The organism is Polymorphospora sp. NPDC051019 (genome assembly GCF_040683055.1).
GTDB lineage: Bacteria > Actinomycetota > Actinomycetes > Mycobacteriales > Micromonosporaceae > Polymorphospora > Polymorphospora lycopeni.
In genome coordinates, this window is the sequence record NZ_JBFBCH010000001.1 from 1 (window position 1) to 14,575 (window position 14,575).

The window sequence follows — 14,575 nt, forward strand, 5'->3', positions numbered from 1 at the left end:
GGCGTCACCTTCAGCGACGCGGTGCCGAGCGATTCCACAACGGCGCGGACGTGGGCACCGGGCTTGAGCGGCACGGCGGCCGTCGCCGCGCCGGCCAGGAACACCCATCCGGTACGCAGCTGCACGCCGTACCGGCCGGCGAGCCGGACGCCCTCGGTCAGGGCGCGGCGCGGGTCGCCGAGGATGGCGGCGGTGGAGCCGGTCTGGACCACCCGGCCGTCGACCTCGAGGAGTACGCCGAGGTTGTCGATGCCGGCCGGGACCGGCTGCCACGGGCCGATGGCGTACGCGGCGGCGGAGGTGTTGTCGGCGATGACGTCGGGCAGGGAGAACGTGAAGTCGCGGTAGCGGGAGTCGATGACCTCCAGCGCGGGCGCGACCGCGCGGACCGCCGAGGCGAAGTCGGCGAGGGGTTCGCCGGGTTCGGGGAGGCGGTCGAGCAGGAACGCGACCTCGGGTTCGACCCGCGGGTGGATGAGGCCACCCACGGTTACGGTGCCGCCGTCGTCGACGCGCATGGCGTCGGTGAGCCGGCCCCAGATGACCTCGTCGACACCGACCTGCGCCATCTTGGCCCGGCTGGTCAGGCCCATCTTCAGCCCGACCAGGGTCTCGCCCCGGGCGAGGCGGTGGCCGACCAGGGCTTCCTGGACGGCGTACGCGGTGTCGACGTCGATGCCGGCGTCGGCGGCGAGCTGCGGGATCGCGGTCGCGGTCCGCGCGGCGTTGTCGAGTCGTTCGGCGATGGTGGCGAGGTCGGTCACGGCTTGCCCTCCCCGCCACCGACCAGGTCGAGGGCGACGTCGACGATCATGTCCTCCTGCCCGCCGACCATCCGGCGGCGGCCCAACTCGACCAGGATCGAGCGCACGTCGACCCCGTACCGGTCCGACGCCCGCTCCGCATGCCGCAGGAAACTCGAATACACCCCGGCATAGCCCAGCGTCAGGGTTTCCCGGTCCACGCGCACCGGCCGGTCCTGCAACGGCCGGACCAGGTCCTCGGCGGCATCCATCAACGCGAACACGTCACAACCATGCTCCCAACCGTGCAACTCCGCGACCGCGACGAACACCTCCAGCGGCGCGTTCCCAGCCCCGGCACCGTGCCCGGCCAGGGACGCGTCGACGCGGGTGGTGCCGTGCTCGACCGCGACGACACTGTTCGCCACCCCCAACGACAGATTGTGGTGAGCGTGGATCCCGACCTGCGTACCCGGGTCGAGAACCTGCCGGTACGCGTCCACCCGCTCCGCGACATCACGCATCAGCAGCCGACCACCCGAATCCGTGACATACACACAGTGCGCCCCGTACGACTCCATCAGCTTCGCCTGCTGCGCGAGACCCTTCGGGTCGTTCATGTGCGACATCATCAGGAACCCGGACACGTCCATACCGTTCTCCCGCGCCCACCCGATGTGCTGCGCGGAGATGTCCGCCTCCGTACAGTGCGTCGCGATCCGCACACTGGTCACCCCGAGGTCCCGGGCGGCCTTCAAATCGGCGATCGTGCCGATCCCGGGCAGCAGCAACGTCGTCAGCTTCGCGTTCGTCACCGCCTCCGCGGCAGCGGCGATCCAGTCCGCGTCCGACGCCGCACCATGCCCGTAATTGACGCTGGAGCCGGCCAGACCGTCACCGTGCGCGACCTCGATCGCCGCCACACCAGCACTGTCGAGGGCGGCCGCGATCGACCGGACCTGGTCCACGGTGAACTGATGCCGCACCGCGTGCATCCCGTCCCGCAACGTCACATCCTGGATATACAGGTTCACGCCGCCACTCCCCGCTCGGCCCGCAACGCCACCATCCGCTCCGCCGTCCGCAACGCCGCCGACGTCATGATGTCCAGATTCCCGGCATACGCCGGCAGATAGTGCCCCGCCCCGGACACCTCCAGGAACACCGACACCTGCACCCCCTCGAAATGCCCGCCCAACGCCGGAACGTGAGCGGACACGTCGTCGAACTGCACCGTCTGCTTCAACCGGTAACCCGGCACATACTCCGCGACCGCGGCGACCATCGCCTCCACCGACGCGGCGATCGCAGCCCGGTCCACGTCCCGGTCCGGGCACAGGCAGTAGACGGTGTCACGCATCAACAACGGCGGATCAGCCGGATTCAGCACGATGATCGCCTTACCCGCCCGGGCACCACCGACGACCTCGATCGCCCGCGCCGTCGTCTCGGTGAACTCGTCGATATTCGCCCGCGTCCCCGGACCCGCCGACCTCGACGCGATCGACGCCACGATCTCCGCATACGCCACCGGCGTCACCCGGCCAACCGCGGCGACGATCGGAACGGTCGCCTGACCACCACACGTCACCATGTTCACGTTCGGCTCGCCCAGATGCTCATCCAAATTCACCGGCGGCACCACATACGGCCCGACCGCCGCCGGCGTCAGATCCACCACCAGACGACCGCGCTCCCGCAACAACTCCGCGTGCCGCTTGTGCGCACCCGCCGACGTCGCGTCAAACACCACCTCCACATCCGCGAACTCCGGCATCCCGAGCAGCCCGTCGATACCCTCGGCCGTGGTCGCCACACCAAGCCGGCGAGCCCGCGCCAGACCGTCGGAGTCCGGGTCGATACCGACCATCGCCACCATCCGCAACGACTCCGACAACCGCAACACCTTGATCATCAGATCGGTACCGATGTTCCCCGACCCGATCACCGCCACACCCGTGGTCATGACGTCTCCTCGCTTAGTCCACGGCCGGCACAGTCCACACCGGGCCAGCCGATCTGGTCACCCCGTCCGCCCATCACGACCCTCCCGAGAAGCAGACCCGCACCGAACCCACGCCGGATATCCGCGCCTCGTACGCGGCGCCTGCGGTGACCGACACCATCGGGCCGAGCGCCCCGGACAACACCACATCGCCAGCACTCAGCGGGCTACCCGCGACGGCGAGCGTCTGCGCCAACCAGGCGACCGCGTGCACGGGGTTACCGAGGCAGGCGGCGCCAGCGCCGACCGAGACCGGCTCGCCAGCGTGTTCGAGAACCATGCCCGCCACCCGAAGGTCGACGTCCGACAGACGGCAGGGCTGGTTGCCGAGCACGAACAGACCCGAGGAGGCGTTGTCCGCGACCGTGTCCACGATCGAGATGTCCCAGCCCGCGATCCGCGAATCCACGATCTCCACCGCCGGAAGAATGTGGTCGGTCGCCCGGATCACGTCGGCGACCGTCACCCGCTCGAACGGCAGACCGGCATCGAGGACGAACGCGACCTCCGCCTCCACCCTCGGTTGGATCAACCCACCCAGATCGACCTCGGCGCCGTCCGGGACCGCCATGTCAGCGAACAACACCCCGAAATCCGGCTGGAACACCCCGAACGCCTGCTGCACCGCCGGCGACGTCAAACCGATCTTCGCCCCGACCCGACGCCGGCCAGCCGCCACCCACTCGCCGACCTGCGCCTGCTGAACGGCATACGCGGCATCGACATCACCGAGCGGCAGAACCGCCTCCCGCAACGGAGGCACGGGAGTCCCGGTCTCGTAGGCGCCCCGAAGCAACGCCGCAGCATCATCCACAAAGGTCATGACAGATCCACACACACGTTCGTCAGCTCCGAATAGAAGTCCAGGGAATGGGTGCCACCCTCACGACCCACACCAGACGCCTTCACCCCACCGAACGGCGTCCGCAGATCCCGCAGGAACCACGTATTCACCCACACGATCCCCGCCTCCAAACGCGCCCCCGCCCGATGCGCCCGACCCACATCCCGCGTCCACACCGTCCCCGCAAGCCCGTACTCACTGTCATTGGCCAGAGCGAACGCCTCGTCCTCGTCATCGAACGGCGCCACATGACACACCGGCCCGAACACCTCCTCACGGTTCACCCGCGCATCCGGGCCGAGACCGGTCAACACCGTCGGCCGCACATACGCGCCACCATCACGGCCATCCCCGAACTGGGGAACCCCACCACCAGCCAGGACCGTCGCGCCCTCGGCACGGGCCAGGTCGTAATAGCCGAGGACCTTCTCCCGATGCTTGTGCGAAATCAACGGCATGTTCACCGTCGCCTCGTCAGCCGGCCAGCCGAACGTCAACTCATCCGCCCGCTTCGCCAACCGCGACACGAACTCGTCAAACACCGGTCGCTCAACATAGAGCCGTTCGGTGCACAGACACACCTGACCACCGTTGGTGAACGACGACCGCACCGAGCCCTCGACAGCGGCATCCAGATCGGCGTCGGCGAAGACCAGGCCGGCGTTCTTGCCACCCAACTCGAACGACACCGCCTTCACCCCATCAGCAGCCGCCCGCATGATCGCCCCACCAGTAGCCGACTCCCCGGTGAACGTGATCGCATCGACACCCGGATGCCGGGTCAAAAACTCCCCCGCCGACCCCGGCCCGAACCCATGCACCACATTGAACACACCGTCAGGAACCCCGGCGGCGGCCATCACCTCGGCCAACAACGTCGCCGACGACGGCGTCTCCTCCGACGGCTTCACAATCACCGCATTCCCGCAGGCAAGGGCCGGCGCCACCTTCCACGTCAACAACAGCAACGGCAGATTCCACGGCACGATCACCGCCACAACCCCGACCGGCTTACGCACCGCATAGTTCAGGGCCCGACCACCGGACGGGGTCACGGTCGTAAACGACTCCGTCGGCGTGGTGGACACGATCTCCGCGAACGCGCGGAAGTTCGCCGCACCACGCGGAATGTCGAGACTCCGCGCCTGCGAAATCGACTTACCGGTGTCCCCGACCTCCGCCGCCACCAGATCATCGAACCGACGCTCCAACTCGTCGGCGACCCGGTACAACACCGCCGCCCGCTCCCGCTCACCCATCCGACCCCACGGACCAGCCAACGCCGACCGCGCCGCACCCACCGCAGCATCCACCGTGGACTGATCTGCCTCGGCGACCTCGAAGATGGTCTGGCCGGTGACCGGGGAGACCTTCGGGAACCGGTTGCCGGTGTCGACGAACTCGCCGCCGACGTAGTTGCGTAGCAGGCCGGGCTGGCCGGACGGCCGCCCCGACATCAGTTCGGGATGCCAGAGGTTCACGCCTCCCCCTCTCCGGTGCCAGACAGCCGGCGCCGGCTGGTGCCGATGGCCCGCTTCGTGACGGCGGCACCCAGCGCCCCGATCAGGAGCGCCGCCGCCCCGGCCACCGCCGCGCCGAGCACCCGGTGCTGGGTGCGGACCCGTCGCTGCACCTGGGCGTACGGCGTGGTGGAGAACGAGACCATCTCGTAGCGGGAGACGTAGCGGCCGGGCAGCGCCTTTTCGAGGGCGTGCTCGATCTTGCGCCCGTACTGGAAGACCGGTGAGGCGACCTTGTCGCGCATCTCGACGAAGTTGGCGAGGGCCATCTGGGCGATCGCCTCGGTGTCGTCGCGCCGGCGCTCGTCGAACAGCGGCAGGGCGCGGGCCCAGTCGTCGCCGGTGTCGTCGAGGCAGCGGTCGAGCACGACGACGTCCTCGAAGGCGCAGTTGGCGCCTTGGCCGTAGAACGGGACGATGGCGTGCGCCGCGTCGCCGAGCAGTGCGACCCGGCCGTTGGCGTGCCAGGGGCCGCACCGTACGGTGCCGAGCAGGCCGACCGGGTTGTGCTGGTAGTCGTCGACCAGGTTCGGGGCGATCGGCGGCAGGTCCGGGTAGTGGGTGGCGAAGTTCCGTTCGATGGCTGCCGGGCTGGACAGCGACGCGAAGCTGCCGGTGCCGCCGGTGGGCCAGAACAGGGTGCAGGTGAACGACCGGTCCGGGTTGGGCAGGGCGATCATCATCGAGGTGCCGCGCGGCCAGATGTGCAGCGCGCCGGGGTCGAGGGCGAAGTCGCCGTCGACCGGGGGAATGGTGAGTTCCTTGTAGCCGTAGTCGAGGAAGTCGAGGCTCTCGGTGAGCAGGTCGTGGGCGAGCAGTTGGCCACGTACGGCGGAACCGGCGCCGTCGGTGCCGATCACGACGTCGGCGTCGGCGTGGGCTTCGCCGTCCGGGGTCTGGTAGGTCATCGCGCCGGTCGCCGGGTCGAGGCCGACGAGCCGGTGCGAGAAGACGATCTCGACGCCGTCGGCGGCCTGCGCGGCGTCGAGGAGGGCGTTGTTGAGCGCGCCACGGCTGATCGAGTTGATGGCGCGGTCGCCGCCGGCGCTGTAGAGCTGGAGGTCGAGCGGCCCGGCGATCGGGTGGATCATGCGGCCGCGCATCGGGAGCGCGTCGGCCATCACCTGCTTGTCGAGGTCGATGCGGCGCAGCGCGTCGAGTCCGCGCTCGGAGAGCGCCAGGTTGATCGAGCGCCCGCGTTCGGCGGTGCCGCTGCGCGGGTCGGGGCGCCGCTCGTAGACGGTGACCCGGTGGCCGCGCCGGGCCAGGTAGCAGGCGAGCAGGCAGCCGGCCAGTCCCGCGCCGACGACCGCGACCCGCGATCGACTAGTCACGTCCCAACTCCTTCACCGTCGCGGCGAGAGCTTGCGCGGCCCGCCAACAGTCGTGGTACGTCGAGTAGAGCGGCACCGGCGCGAACCGTACGACGTCGGGTTCGCGGGCGTCGGCGATCACGCCGTGTTCGTGCCGGAGCCGCCGGGTCAGGTCGGAGGCGCTGCCGTCGCCGATGCGTACCGACAGTTGGCAGCCGCGCCGGGCCGGGTCGCGCGGGGTGATCACGGTGAGCGGCCGGTTCGCGGTGACCTCGTCGAGCAGTTCCTCGAGGTAGCCGGTGAGGCGCAGGCTGCGTTCGCGCAGGGCGGGCATGCCGACCCGGTCGAAGATCTCCAGCGAGGTGCGTACCGGACCCATCGCGTAGATCGGCGGGTTGGAGATCTGCCAGGCGTCGGCGGTCGCCGGCGGGCGGGACACCGGGGTCATCTCGAACCGGGTCGCCGGCTCGGTGCTCCACCAGCCCTCGAACCGGGGCAGGTCGGCGCCGTGGTGGCGTTCGTGGACGAACGCGCCGGCGAGCGCGCCCGGGCCGGAGTTCAGGTATTTGTAGGAGCACCAGGCGGCGAAGTCGACGCCCCAGTCGTGCAGCTTCAGCGGCACGTTGCCGGCGGCGTGCGCGAGGTCCCAGCCGACGACGGCACCGGCGGCCCGGCCGGCGGCCGTGATCGTCTCGATGTCCATCAGTTCGCCGGTGAGGTAGTTGACGCCGCCGAGCAGCACCAGTGCCACCCGGTCGCCCTCGTCGCGCAGGTAGGCCAGCACGTCCTCGGTGCGCAGGTTCTCCTCGCCGGGGCGCGGACGCAGCCGTACGACGGTCTTGTCGGGGTCCAGGCCGTGGAACACGGCCTGGCTGCGCACGGCGTAGCTGTCGGACGGGAAGGCGGTGTCCTCGATGACGATCCGGGTGCGGATGCCCGAGGGGCGGTAGAACGAGACCATCAGCAGGTGCAGGTTGACGGTCAGCGAGTTCATCACGACCGCCTCGGACGGCAGGGCGCCGACCAGCCGGGCCGCGGTCCCGGTCAGGAACTCGTGGTACGGCAGCCACGGCCGGCCGGCCTCGAGGTGCCCCTCCACGCCGAGCCGGGCCCAGTCGCCGAGATCGTCGAGCAGATCGGGGACGGTCGCGCGCGGTTGCAGGCCGAGCGAGTTGCCGGCGAAGTAGGCGACCTCGGCGTAGCGGCCGCCGTCGGCGGGTGGGACGTGGAACAGTTCGCGGTGGCCGGGGTCGGCGGCGTCACGCCGGTAGGCGTCTTCCTCACTACGCTCGCTCATGACGTCTACTCGCTACGCTCGCGGCCGCCATGAGACAGCCTGAGCCGACTGATTCGCTCACTGCGCTCGCTCATGTTTCTGTCTCCGGTCACATGGAGGTCCGGGCGGACCAGATCTCGGGGAAGACCACGCGGGCCATGCTGCGCTGCAACCATGTCACGCCGGCCGAGCCGCCGCTGCCGACCTTGGCGCCCATGGTGCGCTGGACGGCCTTGAGGTGCCGGTAGCGCCAGTCACCGAACTGTTCGGCGACCTCGGTCAGCGCTTCGCCGAGCATCCGCAGGTGGTTGTCGGGGGTGTTCTGCTCGTAGACGCGTACCCAGGCCTGTTCGACGGCCGGGTGCGCCTCGTGCTCCTGCGCGGTGTCCCGGTCAAGGAGTGCCTGCGGGATCGCGTGCCCGCGGCGGGCGAGTACGGCGATGACGTCGTCCCAGAGGCTCGGGGCCTCGAGGGTCTCGACGAGTTCGGCGTACACCTCGGCCTGCCGGCGGAACGGGCGGACCAGTGACGGGGTCTTCAGGCCGAGCAGGAACTCCAGGTGCCGGTACATCGCCGACTGGAAGCCGGAGCCCTCGCCGAGCAGGTCGCGGAAGCGGTTGAAGTCGGCGGGCGTCATCCAGCGCAGCGTCTGCCAGGAGGCGTTGAGTCCCTCGAGGTGCAGGGCGGCGCGGCGCAGCGGGGCGAGCGCGCCCCAGACGTCGTCGGCGCGCAGCAGCCGCTGGGTCTCGAGCAGCTCGAACCGGGTGAGGCCGAAGTAGAGCTCCATGATCTGGCTGACCATGAGGAAGGACATCTCGCCCGGGTCCTTGCTCAACGTCTGCTGGAGGCTGTGCAGGGTGCTGGCATGCACGTACGCGTCGTACGGCACGCGGTCGGTGAACTCGACCGTCGGCTCGCCGGCGTTGGCCGCGGCGCGCCGCTCGCGTTCGTCGGCAGTCGCCGGCCGTACGGCCGGGGCGGACGGGTCGGCCGGGCGTACGTCCGGCTCGGCCAGTTCGGTGCTCTTCATGCGCTGCGTCCCTCCCTCGCGCTGAGTTACCCCATGATCTCCTTGATCGGGGTGAATCTTGAAGACCGGATGAACGGTGTTCACGCTGCTAGACCTCTGGATCAGGAGCTAGATTGAGGTGCTGACTTAACGAAGGAAAAGTGAACGTGGACGAGATGGATTGGGCGCTCCTCGGGGAGCTGCAGCGCGATGCCCGGCTCTCCTTCAGCGAGCTGTCACGCAGGGTGCACCTGTCGCCGCCGGCGGTGGCCGAGCGGATCCGCCGGCTGGAGGAGTCCGGGGTGATCGGCGGCTACCACGCGCACGTCGACCTGCCCCGGGCCGGCTGGTCGGTGGTGGCCATGATCCGGATGTCCTGCTACGGGGCGCACTGCATCCTGCGCGACCCGGAGGTGGCGACGTGGCCGGAGATCCTGGAGATCCACCGGATCACCGGCGACGCGTGCAGCCTGTTGAAGGTGGCGGCCGGTTCGATGGAGCACTTCGAGCGGGTGATCGACCGGTTGGCCCCGTACGGCCAGCCGTCGAGCACGATGGTGCTGTCGACGCCGCTCGGCTGGCGCCCGGTGACCCGGGCCGACCGGCCGGAGTCCTGAGACGTACGACGACGGCGGCCCACGTCGCGCCCGGTGCCCCTTTCCGGGGCGCCCGCTACGGCTGTGGCTCGCCGCTGACGGTCACCTCGACGGCGACGACGCCGCCCGCCGCGTCGAGCACCTTTCGGAGCGTTGCCACAGTTCCGCGAGGAGGCCGGCCCTGTTGTCTACATTGTTCGGCAGCCGGGCAGCCACCCGGTGGTCCCTTGCGCAGCGAACCGGACCGGCATCCGCTGACCAGCCTTTCCCGAGACCGGCGAGGTGAGTGCACATGTCCGTTACCGACGTCGACCGGTACGTCGACGCGAACCCGTTCGGCGACGCCGCGTTCCCGGTCACCCCCGCCCAGGCCGTCTTCCTCGACGAGATCACGCCGCCGTCCGGTCCCGACCACGCCGACCACGTCCTCCACGTGGAGCTGACCCGGCGGATCGCGCCGGCGCGGGTGGCCACGGCGGTCCGGCGGACGATGCTGCGGCACGACGGTCTCCGGCTGCGCCTGGCCCACGACGGCTCGCGGTGGTGGCAGACCTGCGCCGATCCGGGCGACCCCCCGTTCGAGAGCCACGACCTGTCCGGTGTCGGCGACGACGAGGTGGAGTCGGCCGTGGCGGCGGTCGCGGCCGGCGCCCGGACCTCCCACACCGCCCCGGTACGCGTCGAGCACCTGCGGCTGGGCGGCGGTCGCCGGGACCGGATGCTCGTCATCTGCAATCCGCTGGTCGTCGACGAACTGTCCCTGGCGCTGGTGTTGGACGACCTCCAGGGGTGGCTGGACGGCAACGGGCCGGCGGCACCCACCACGCCGTACCAGATCTGGGCGGCGGCCCTGGACCGGTACGCGTCGGAGGCGGCACTGGCCGAGCAGGTCCCGTTCTGGCTGGCCCAGCGGCGGCGCGAGTCGGTACCGGTCGACCGGTCGGAGGGGGCCGGCTCGACCGGACCACGGGCGGTGCTCACCACGACACTGTCCGGGGCGGCGACCGGCGCCGCGGCACGGGCCGCCGGCTCGGCCGGGCTCGATCTCGCCGATCTGCTGCTGGCCGCCGTGGCCGCGACGGTAACTCGCTGGCAGGGCGGCGCACACTGCACGCTCGCGGTGGCGTCGCCGGGCCGGCGGTCTCCGGTACCGGGGATCGACGTCAGCCGGACGATCGGCCGGTTCGAGTTCCGCTACCCGCTGCGCCTGCACGTCGACCCGGGCCTGACCGGCCTGTCGGCGGCGGTCGAGGTGCGCCGCCAGGTGGCGGCCGTACCGCTCGACGGTCTCGGGCACGGCCTGCTGCTGCGTACCCGGGGCGACGAACGGCTGGCCGACGTCGCCGCGCCGCAGGTCAGCTTCAGCTATCTGGCGGGATCCGACGCGACCCGCCCGGCGGGCCTGCTGGTGCCGGTCGCCGGGTCGGCCGGACCGGAGCCCGCGCCGGCCGGTGGTCGGCCGTACCTGCTGGATGTCACGGCGGGATTCGCCGACGGCGCCGTCCGGTTCGCGATCCACCACGACCCGGCCGTCCACGACGCGTCGACGGTCGGGCGGCTGCTCGACGAGATCGGGGCACGGCTGCGCGGCGAGGCCGTCGAGGCGGGCTGACGCCACGGGGGTGGTCGGCCACCGGGGACGCTCCACCGCCGACCGGCGGGCCGGTGGCGCCGGGTGTCGCCGCGACCCGGCCGGCAGGGGTGTCCCGTGCCGGCCGCCGGCCGGATCCGGATGACCGGAGGGTCGGTTGTGACCGACTCGGCCATACCCTCACGCAGGTCAAGTTCGATAGGATCGAACAAGACTAGCCCGGGCCGCCCCCGCCCGCGCCGGCCTTTCCAGGAGGACCCGTGCACACATCGGAACGCCACACCCGGCAGGACGACGCCCGACCGGATCTGGTCGGCGCACGGATGCGGCGGTTCCGCACCGAACGGGGCCTGACCCTGCGCGGCCTGGCCGCCCGGTCCGGCCTGTCGATCGGCTTCCTGTCGCAGGTCGAGCGGGGTGTCTCATCGATCGGGCTGACCGCGCTGAACAGTGTGGCGGCCGCCCTCGACCGGCCGGTCGCGGAGTTCTTCGACGACGGTCCGGCCCCCGCCGAGGAGGTGCCGTCGGCCCGGCTGCCCACCCATTTCACGCTGACCCGGGCGGCGAGCGGCGCCACTGAATACGTCTCCGGCCAGCAGACCTACCGGATGCTGTCGGACCGGGGCCCCAACCTGGTGCTGGAGCCGATGCTGGTGCACATCGCGCCCGGTGGCCGGCGGGACGAGGCGTACGGGCACGGTGGTGAGGAGTTCGCCTACGTGGTCAGCGGCGAGCTGCTTTACGAGGTCGACGGGGTGGAGCACCGGCTGCACCCGGGGGACAGCCTGCATCTGCGGTCGAACGCGCCGCACCGGCTCTACAACGACACCGACAAGGTGACGACGGTCGTCTCGGTGGTCACGCCGCGGCTGTTCTGATCGCCGTGTTCACTCACACGTAACAGGGCGGGAGCGCTCCTACGGGTTCAGGCGGCGGTCGAGTTCGGCCGCCGCGGCCCGCCACACGTACGCCCCTGGGTCGATGACCGAGAAGTGGTCGCCGGGGTGTTCGAGGTGGACCACCTCGTCGCCGGCGGCCCGTGCGGAGGCGACGTACCGGCGGTTGAAGTCGCGCAGGTCGAGGTCGTCGGCGTGGCCCTGGACGACGAGTTGCGGCACGCCGATCGGCAGCCGGGCCATCGGGTCGGCGGCGGCGTAGACCGCCGGCAGGTCGTCGTGCCGGCCGCCGAGCGCGCCGGCGACGGCGCCCGAGCCGATGTCGCGGCGGTCGCCCTCGGCGAGGTCGAGCACCCCGGCCAGCGAGACGACCAGCGCGGGACGCCGGGTGTCGGCGGCGACCCGCAGCGCGAGTTGGGCGCCGGCCGAGTGTCCGATGACCGCGATCCGGTCGAGGTCGACCCTAAAGTTCAAGTCGAGGTTTAGGTTGAGGTCGAGGTTGAGGGTTGGCTCCCCGGCGTGGCCGGTCGCGGCCAGCCGGTCGAGGTCGGCCAGCGCGTCGAGGCCGGCGGCGACGTCGGCGGTGGTGGTGTCCCAGCCGTGCCGGTCCGGGCGGCGGTACTCCAGGTTCCACACCGCGTAGCCACGACCGGCGAGGTCGATGGCGAGCGCGTCCATCAGGTCGGCGCCCCAGACGGACCGCCAGAAGCCGCCGTGCAGCAGCACCGCGACCGGTGCCGGCCCGACACCCGTCGCCGACGGGTCATCCGAACCGGAGGCCGGCCCGGCGCCCGCCGGCAGTCGCAGGTCGCCCCACTGCTCGGGGTGCGGACCGTACGCGATCCGGATCGCCGGGTCGCGCCGCCGGTACACCGCGTGCCGGACCGCCCAGCCCAGGCCCCAGACGCCCCGGCCCCACAGGTGCGCCGAGCCGGCGGCGACCGGTGCCGGCCCGGTCACGGCCAGGTCGAACCAGACCGTACGGGCCGCGTGCCGTCCCTCGACGGCCATGAGCGCCCGTACGGCGGGATCGGGGCCGGGCAGTACGACGAGGACGGTCGACGGGTCGCGGCCGACGCTGCCGAGCGCGCGGCGCAGCCCGGCGGCGTCCGGGACGGTCAGGAAGCGGCCGGCGACGCCCAGCGTGGTGAACTCGCCCTCGGCGACCTCGGTGAGCAGGTCCCGGTCGGCGACCAGGCCGGCCACCGCGACGACCAGCACGTACGGCGGGGCCGGCTGGTTGGCCGACGGCCCGGTCACGACCCGCTCCCCGGCCCGGTCGCGGCCGGGCGGACCGGCGCCGGTTCGCGGCGCAGCAGCGGCAGCACGGCCGAGCCGAGCAGGGCCACGCCCCGGTCGTCGGTCAGACCGTGCGGGGTGCCGAACTCGACCCGCCGCACCCCGGCGTCGATCAGGGTCTGCGCCTGCGCGGCGACCTGCTCCGGGGTGCCGGAGAAGGCGAAGAGGTCGAGCAGGTCGTCGGGGATCAGCCGGCCGGCCTCGGTGTCGGCGCCGGCGTCGACCAGCTCCTTGACCCGGGCCAGCAGGTCGGCGGGGATCTCCACGGTCGGGTCGAGGTCGGCGACGACGGCCAGGTACATCGCGACCTCGGTGCGCGCCTTCGCCCGGGCGGCGGCGCCGTCGGTGTCGACGACGGTGACCGCGCCGAGCACGATGCCGACGTCGTCGACGGAGCGGCCGGCCGCCTCGGCGCCGGTGCGTACCCGGTCGCGGATGACCGACACCATCGCCGGGTTGGCGCTGCCGCCGACCTTGATCTCGACGGCGATCCGGCCGGCGAGGGCGGCGCCGCGCGGGCCCCAGGCGCCGAGCAGCAGCGGCGGGTCGGGGCGGTGCACCGCGTACCGCAGGGCGGTGCCGGGGGCGAGCCGGAAGACCCGGCCCTCGAAGCCGGTGGTGTCGCCGCCGAGCAGCCGGTAGACGACCTGCGCGGCCTCCTCCAGGGCGGCCAGCGGGCGGGGCTGGTCGATGCCGACGGCGCCGAGCCAGGTGCCGCGGGCCAGGCCCAGGTAGGCCCGCCCGTGCGAGGCCAGGTCGAGCGCGGCCACCTGGCCGGCGATCTCGTACGGCGCCATCGAGTACGGGTTGAGGCAGGCGGTGCCGAGCCGGACCCGGGTGGTGGCCGCCGCCATCTCCAGCAGCGGGAAGATCGGTGGCTGGTACATCAGGTCACCGAAGACGGTGAGTACGTCGAAGCCGTCCTCCTCGGCGCGGCGGGCCAGCCGGGCGTAGTCGCCGGCCCGCTTGTCGCTCTGCAGGCCGAGCCCGATCTCGACGGGTGCCACGGGGTTCCTCCTTGGTGGACGGCGGCCGGACGGCGGTCCGCCGGGACGCTGCGGGTGGCCGGACGGCCGGCGGGACGTTGCGGCGTGGCCGGACGGCCGGCGGGGCTCAGGCCGGTGGGGGTCCGGCCGGCGGGGCTCAGGTCAGGTCGGCGGAGTTCATCCGGCGCCGGCAGGTCCGCTCGACCCGCATGATCAGCCGCTCTTCCGGGTCGGGGCAGGCGAAGAGCGAGTCCTGGGCGAGCCAGTCGCCGGGCGGCACGTCGCGCTGCTTGGCGGCCAGGAACGGCAGCACCGACGCGAGGGCGTACACGCAGAAGTGCTTGCCCTCGGGCAGCTTGAGGTGTGCGCTGTCGGTCAGGTCGAAGTGGTCGCCGACGTCCATGCCGCACACCGAGCGGCCCTCGATCCGGTCGACGGTGACCCGCAGGTCGTAGATGTCCATGTCGCCCTCGGTGGGCGTCCCGTCCTCGGTCATG

General features: G+C 71.7%; 14 protein-coding genes. 3 read left to right on the plus strand and 11 right to left on the minus strand.

The features are described from left to right. The 8 genes from AB0M79_RS00005 to AB0M79_RS00040 form a co-directional block, all read right to left on the minus strand. The coding region (locus AB0M79_RS00005) for a fumarylacetoacetate hydrolase family protein (RefSeq protein ID WP_364206079.1) at positions 1-764 on the minus strand (764 nt) is incomplete at its 3' end. Further along, the gene (dmpG, locus tag AB0M79_RS00010; RefSeq protein ID WP_364206082.1) at positions 761-1,777 is read right to left on the minus strand and encodes a 4-hydroxy-2-oxovalerate aldolase; all 1,017 of its coding nucleotides are present in this window, start codon (positions 1,775-1,777) and stop codon (positions 761-763) included. The genes AB0M79_RS00005 and dmpG, both read right to left, overlap by 4 nt. Then, on the minus strand, positions 1,774-2,709 hold the full coding sequence (locus tag AB0M79_RS00015; RefSeq protein ID WP_364206085.1) for an acetaldehyde dehydrogenase (acetylating): 936 nt from the start codon (positions 2,707-2,709) through the stop codon (positions 1,774-1,776). Before AB0M79_RS00015 ends, dmpG begins: the two co-directional genes overlap by 4 nt. A 73-nt stretch (positions 2,710-2,782) precedes the next feature. Continuing rightward, complete coding sequence (locus AB0M79_RS00020; RefSeq protein WP_364206088.1) at positions 2,783-3,571, minus strand: fumarylacetoacetate hydrolase family protein; 789 nt, start codon at positions 3,569-3,571, stop codon at positions 2,783-2,785. Next, positions 3,568-5,049, minus strand: coding sequence for a 2-hydroxymuconic semialdehyde dehydrogenase (locus tag AB0M79_RS00025; RefSeq protein ID WP_364207577.1), 1,482 nt, complete (start codon positions 5,047-5,049; stop codon positions 3,568-3,570). The genes AB0M79_RS00020 and AB0M79_RS00025 overlap by 4 nt, the downstream gene beginning before the upstream one ends. Positions 5,050-5,069: 20 nt before the next feature. Then, on the minus strand, positions 5,070-6,446 hold the full coding sequence (locus tag AB0M79_RS00030; RefSeq protein ID WP_364206090.1) for an NAD(P)/FAD-dependent oxidoreductase: 1,377 nt from the start codon (positions 6,444-6,446) through the stop codon (positions 5,070-5,072). Then, positions 6,439-7,722 (minus strand): kynureninase, encoded by a 1,284-nt coding sequence (gene kynU / locus AB0M79_RS00035; protein ID WP_364206093.1) that lies wholly within the window; start codon positions 7,720-7,722, stop codon positions 6,439-6,441. Before kynU ends, AB0M79_RS00030 begins: the two co-directional genes overlap by 8 nt. An 88-nt stretch (positions 7,723-7,810) precedes the next feature. After that, on the minus strand, positions 7,811-8,731 hold the full coding sequence (locus tag AB0M79_RS00040; protein WP_357537172.1) for a tryptophan 2,3-dioxygenase family protein: 921 nt from the start codon (positions 8,729-8,731) through the stop codon (positions 7,811-7,813). Between the two features lie 146 nt (positions 8,732-8,877). On the opposite strand from AB0M79_RS00040, the gene AB0M79_RS00045 reads away from it, so the two are divergent. The 3 genes from AB0M79_RS00045 to AB0M79_RS00055 all read left to right on the plus strand — a co-directional run bounded on the left by AB0M79_RS00045 (position 8,878) and on the right by AB0M79_RS00055 (position 11,775). Next, positions 8,878-9,327, plus strand: a complete 450-nt coding sequence (locus AB0M79_RS00045) for an Lrp/AsnC family transcriptional regulator (RefSeq protein WP_364206096.1) — start codon at positions 8,878-8,880, stop codon at positions 9,325-9,327. Positions 9,328-9,598: 271 nt separating this feature from the next. After that, entirely contained in the window at positions 9,599-10,918 is a 1,320-nt protein-coding gene (locus tag AB0M79_RS00050) for a condensation domain-containing protein (RefSeq protein WP_364206099.1), read from the plus strand. Positions 10,919-11,157: 239 nt separating this feature from the next. Next, complete coding sequence (locus tag AB0M79_RS00055) at positions 11,158-11,775, plus strand: cupin domain-containing protein (protein ID WP_357537179.1); 618 nt, start codon at positions 11,158-11,160, stop codon at positions 11,773-11,775. 39 nt (positions 11,776-11,814) lie between these two features. Here the strand turns inward: AB0M79_RS00055 and AB0M79_RS00060 are convergent, their stop codons facing one another. The 3 genes from AB0M79_RS00060 to AB0M79_RS00070 form a co-directional block, all read right to left on the minus strand. Next, positions 11,815-13,053 (minus strand): alpha/beta hydrolase, encoded by a 1,239-nt coding sequence (locus tag AB0M79_RS00060; RefSeq protein WP_364206102.1) that lies wholly within the window; start codon positions 13,051-13,053, stop codon positions 11,815-11,817. Next, the gene (locus AB0M79_RS00065; protein WP_364206105.1) at positions 13,050-14,099 is read right to left on the minus strand and encodes an LLM class flavin-dependent oxidoreductase; all 1,050 of its coding nucleotides are present in this window, start codon (positions 14,097-14,099) and stop codon (positions 13,050-13,052) included. The genes AB0M79_RS00060 and AB0M79_RS00065 overlap by 4 nt, the downstream gene beginning before the upstream one ends. A gap of 136 nt (positions 14,100-14,235) precedes the next feature. Then, on the minus strand, positions 14,236-14,574 hold the full coding sequence (locus AB0M79_RS00070; RefSeq protein ID WP_357537184.1) for a TIGR04076 family protein: 339 nt from the start codon (positions 14,572-14,574) through the stop codon (positions 14,236-14,238). Position 14,575: the final 1 nt, after the last annotated feature.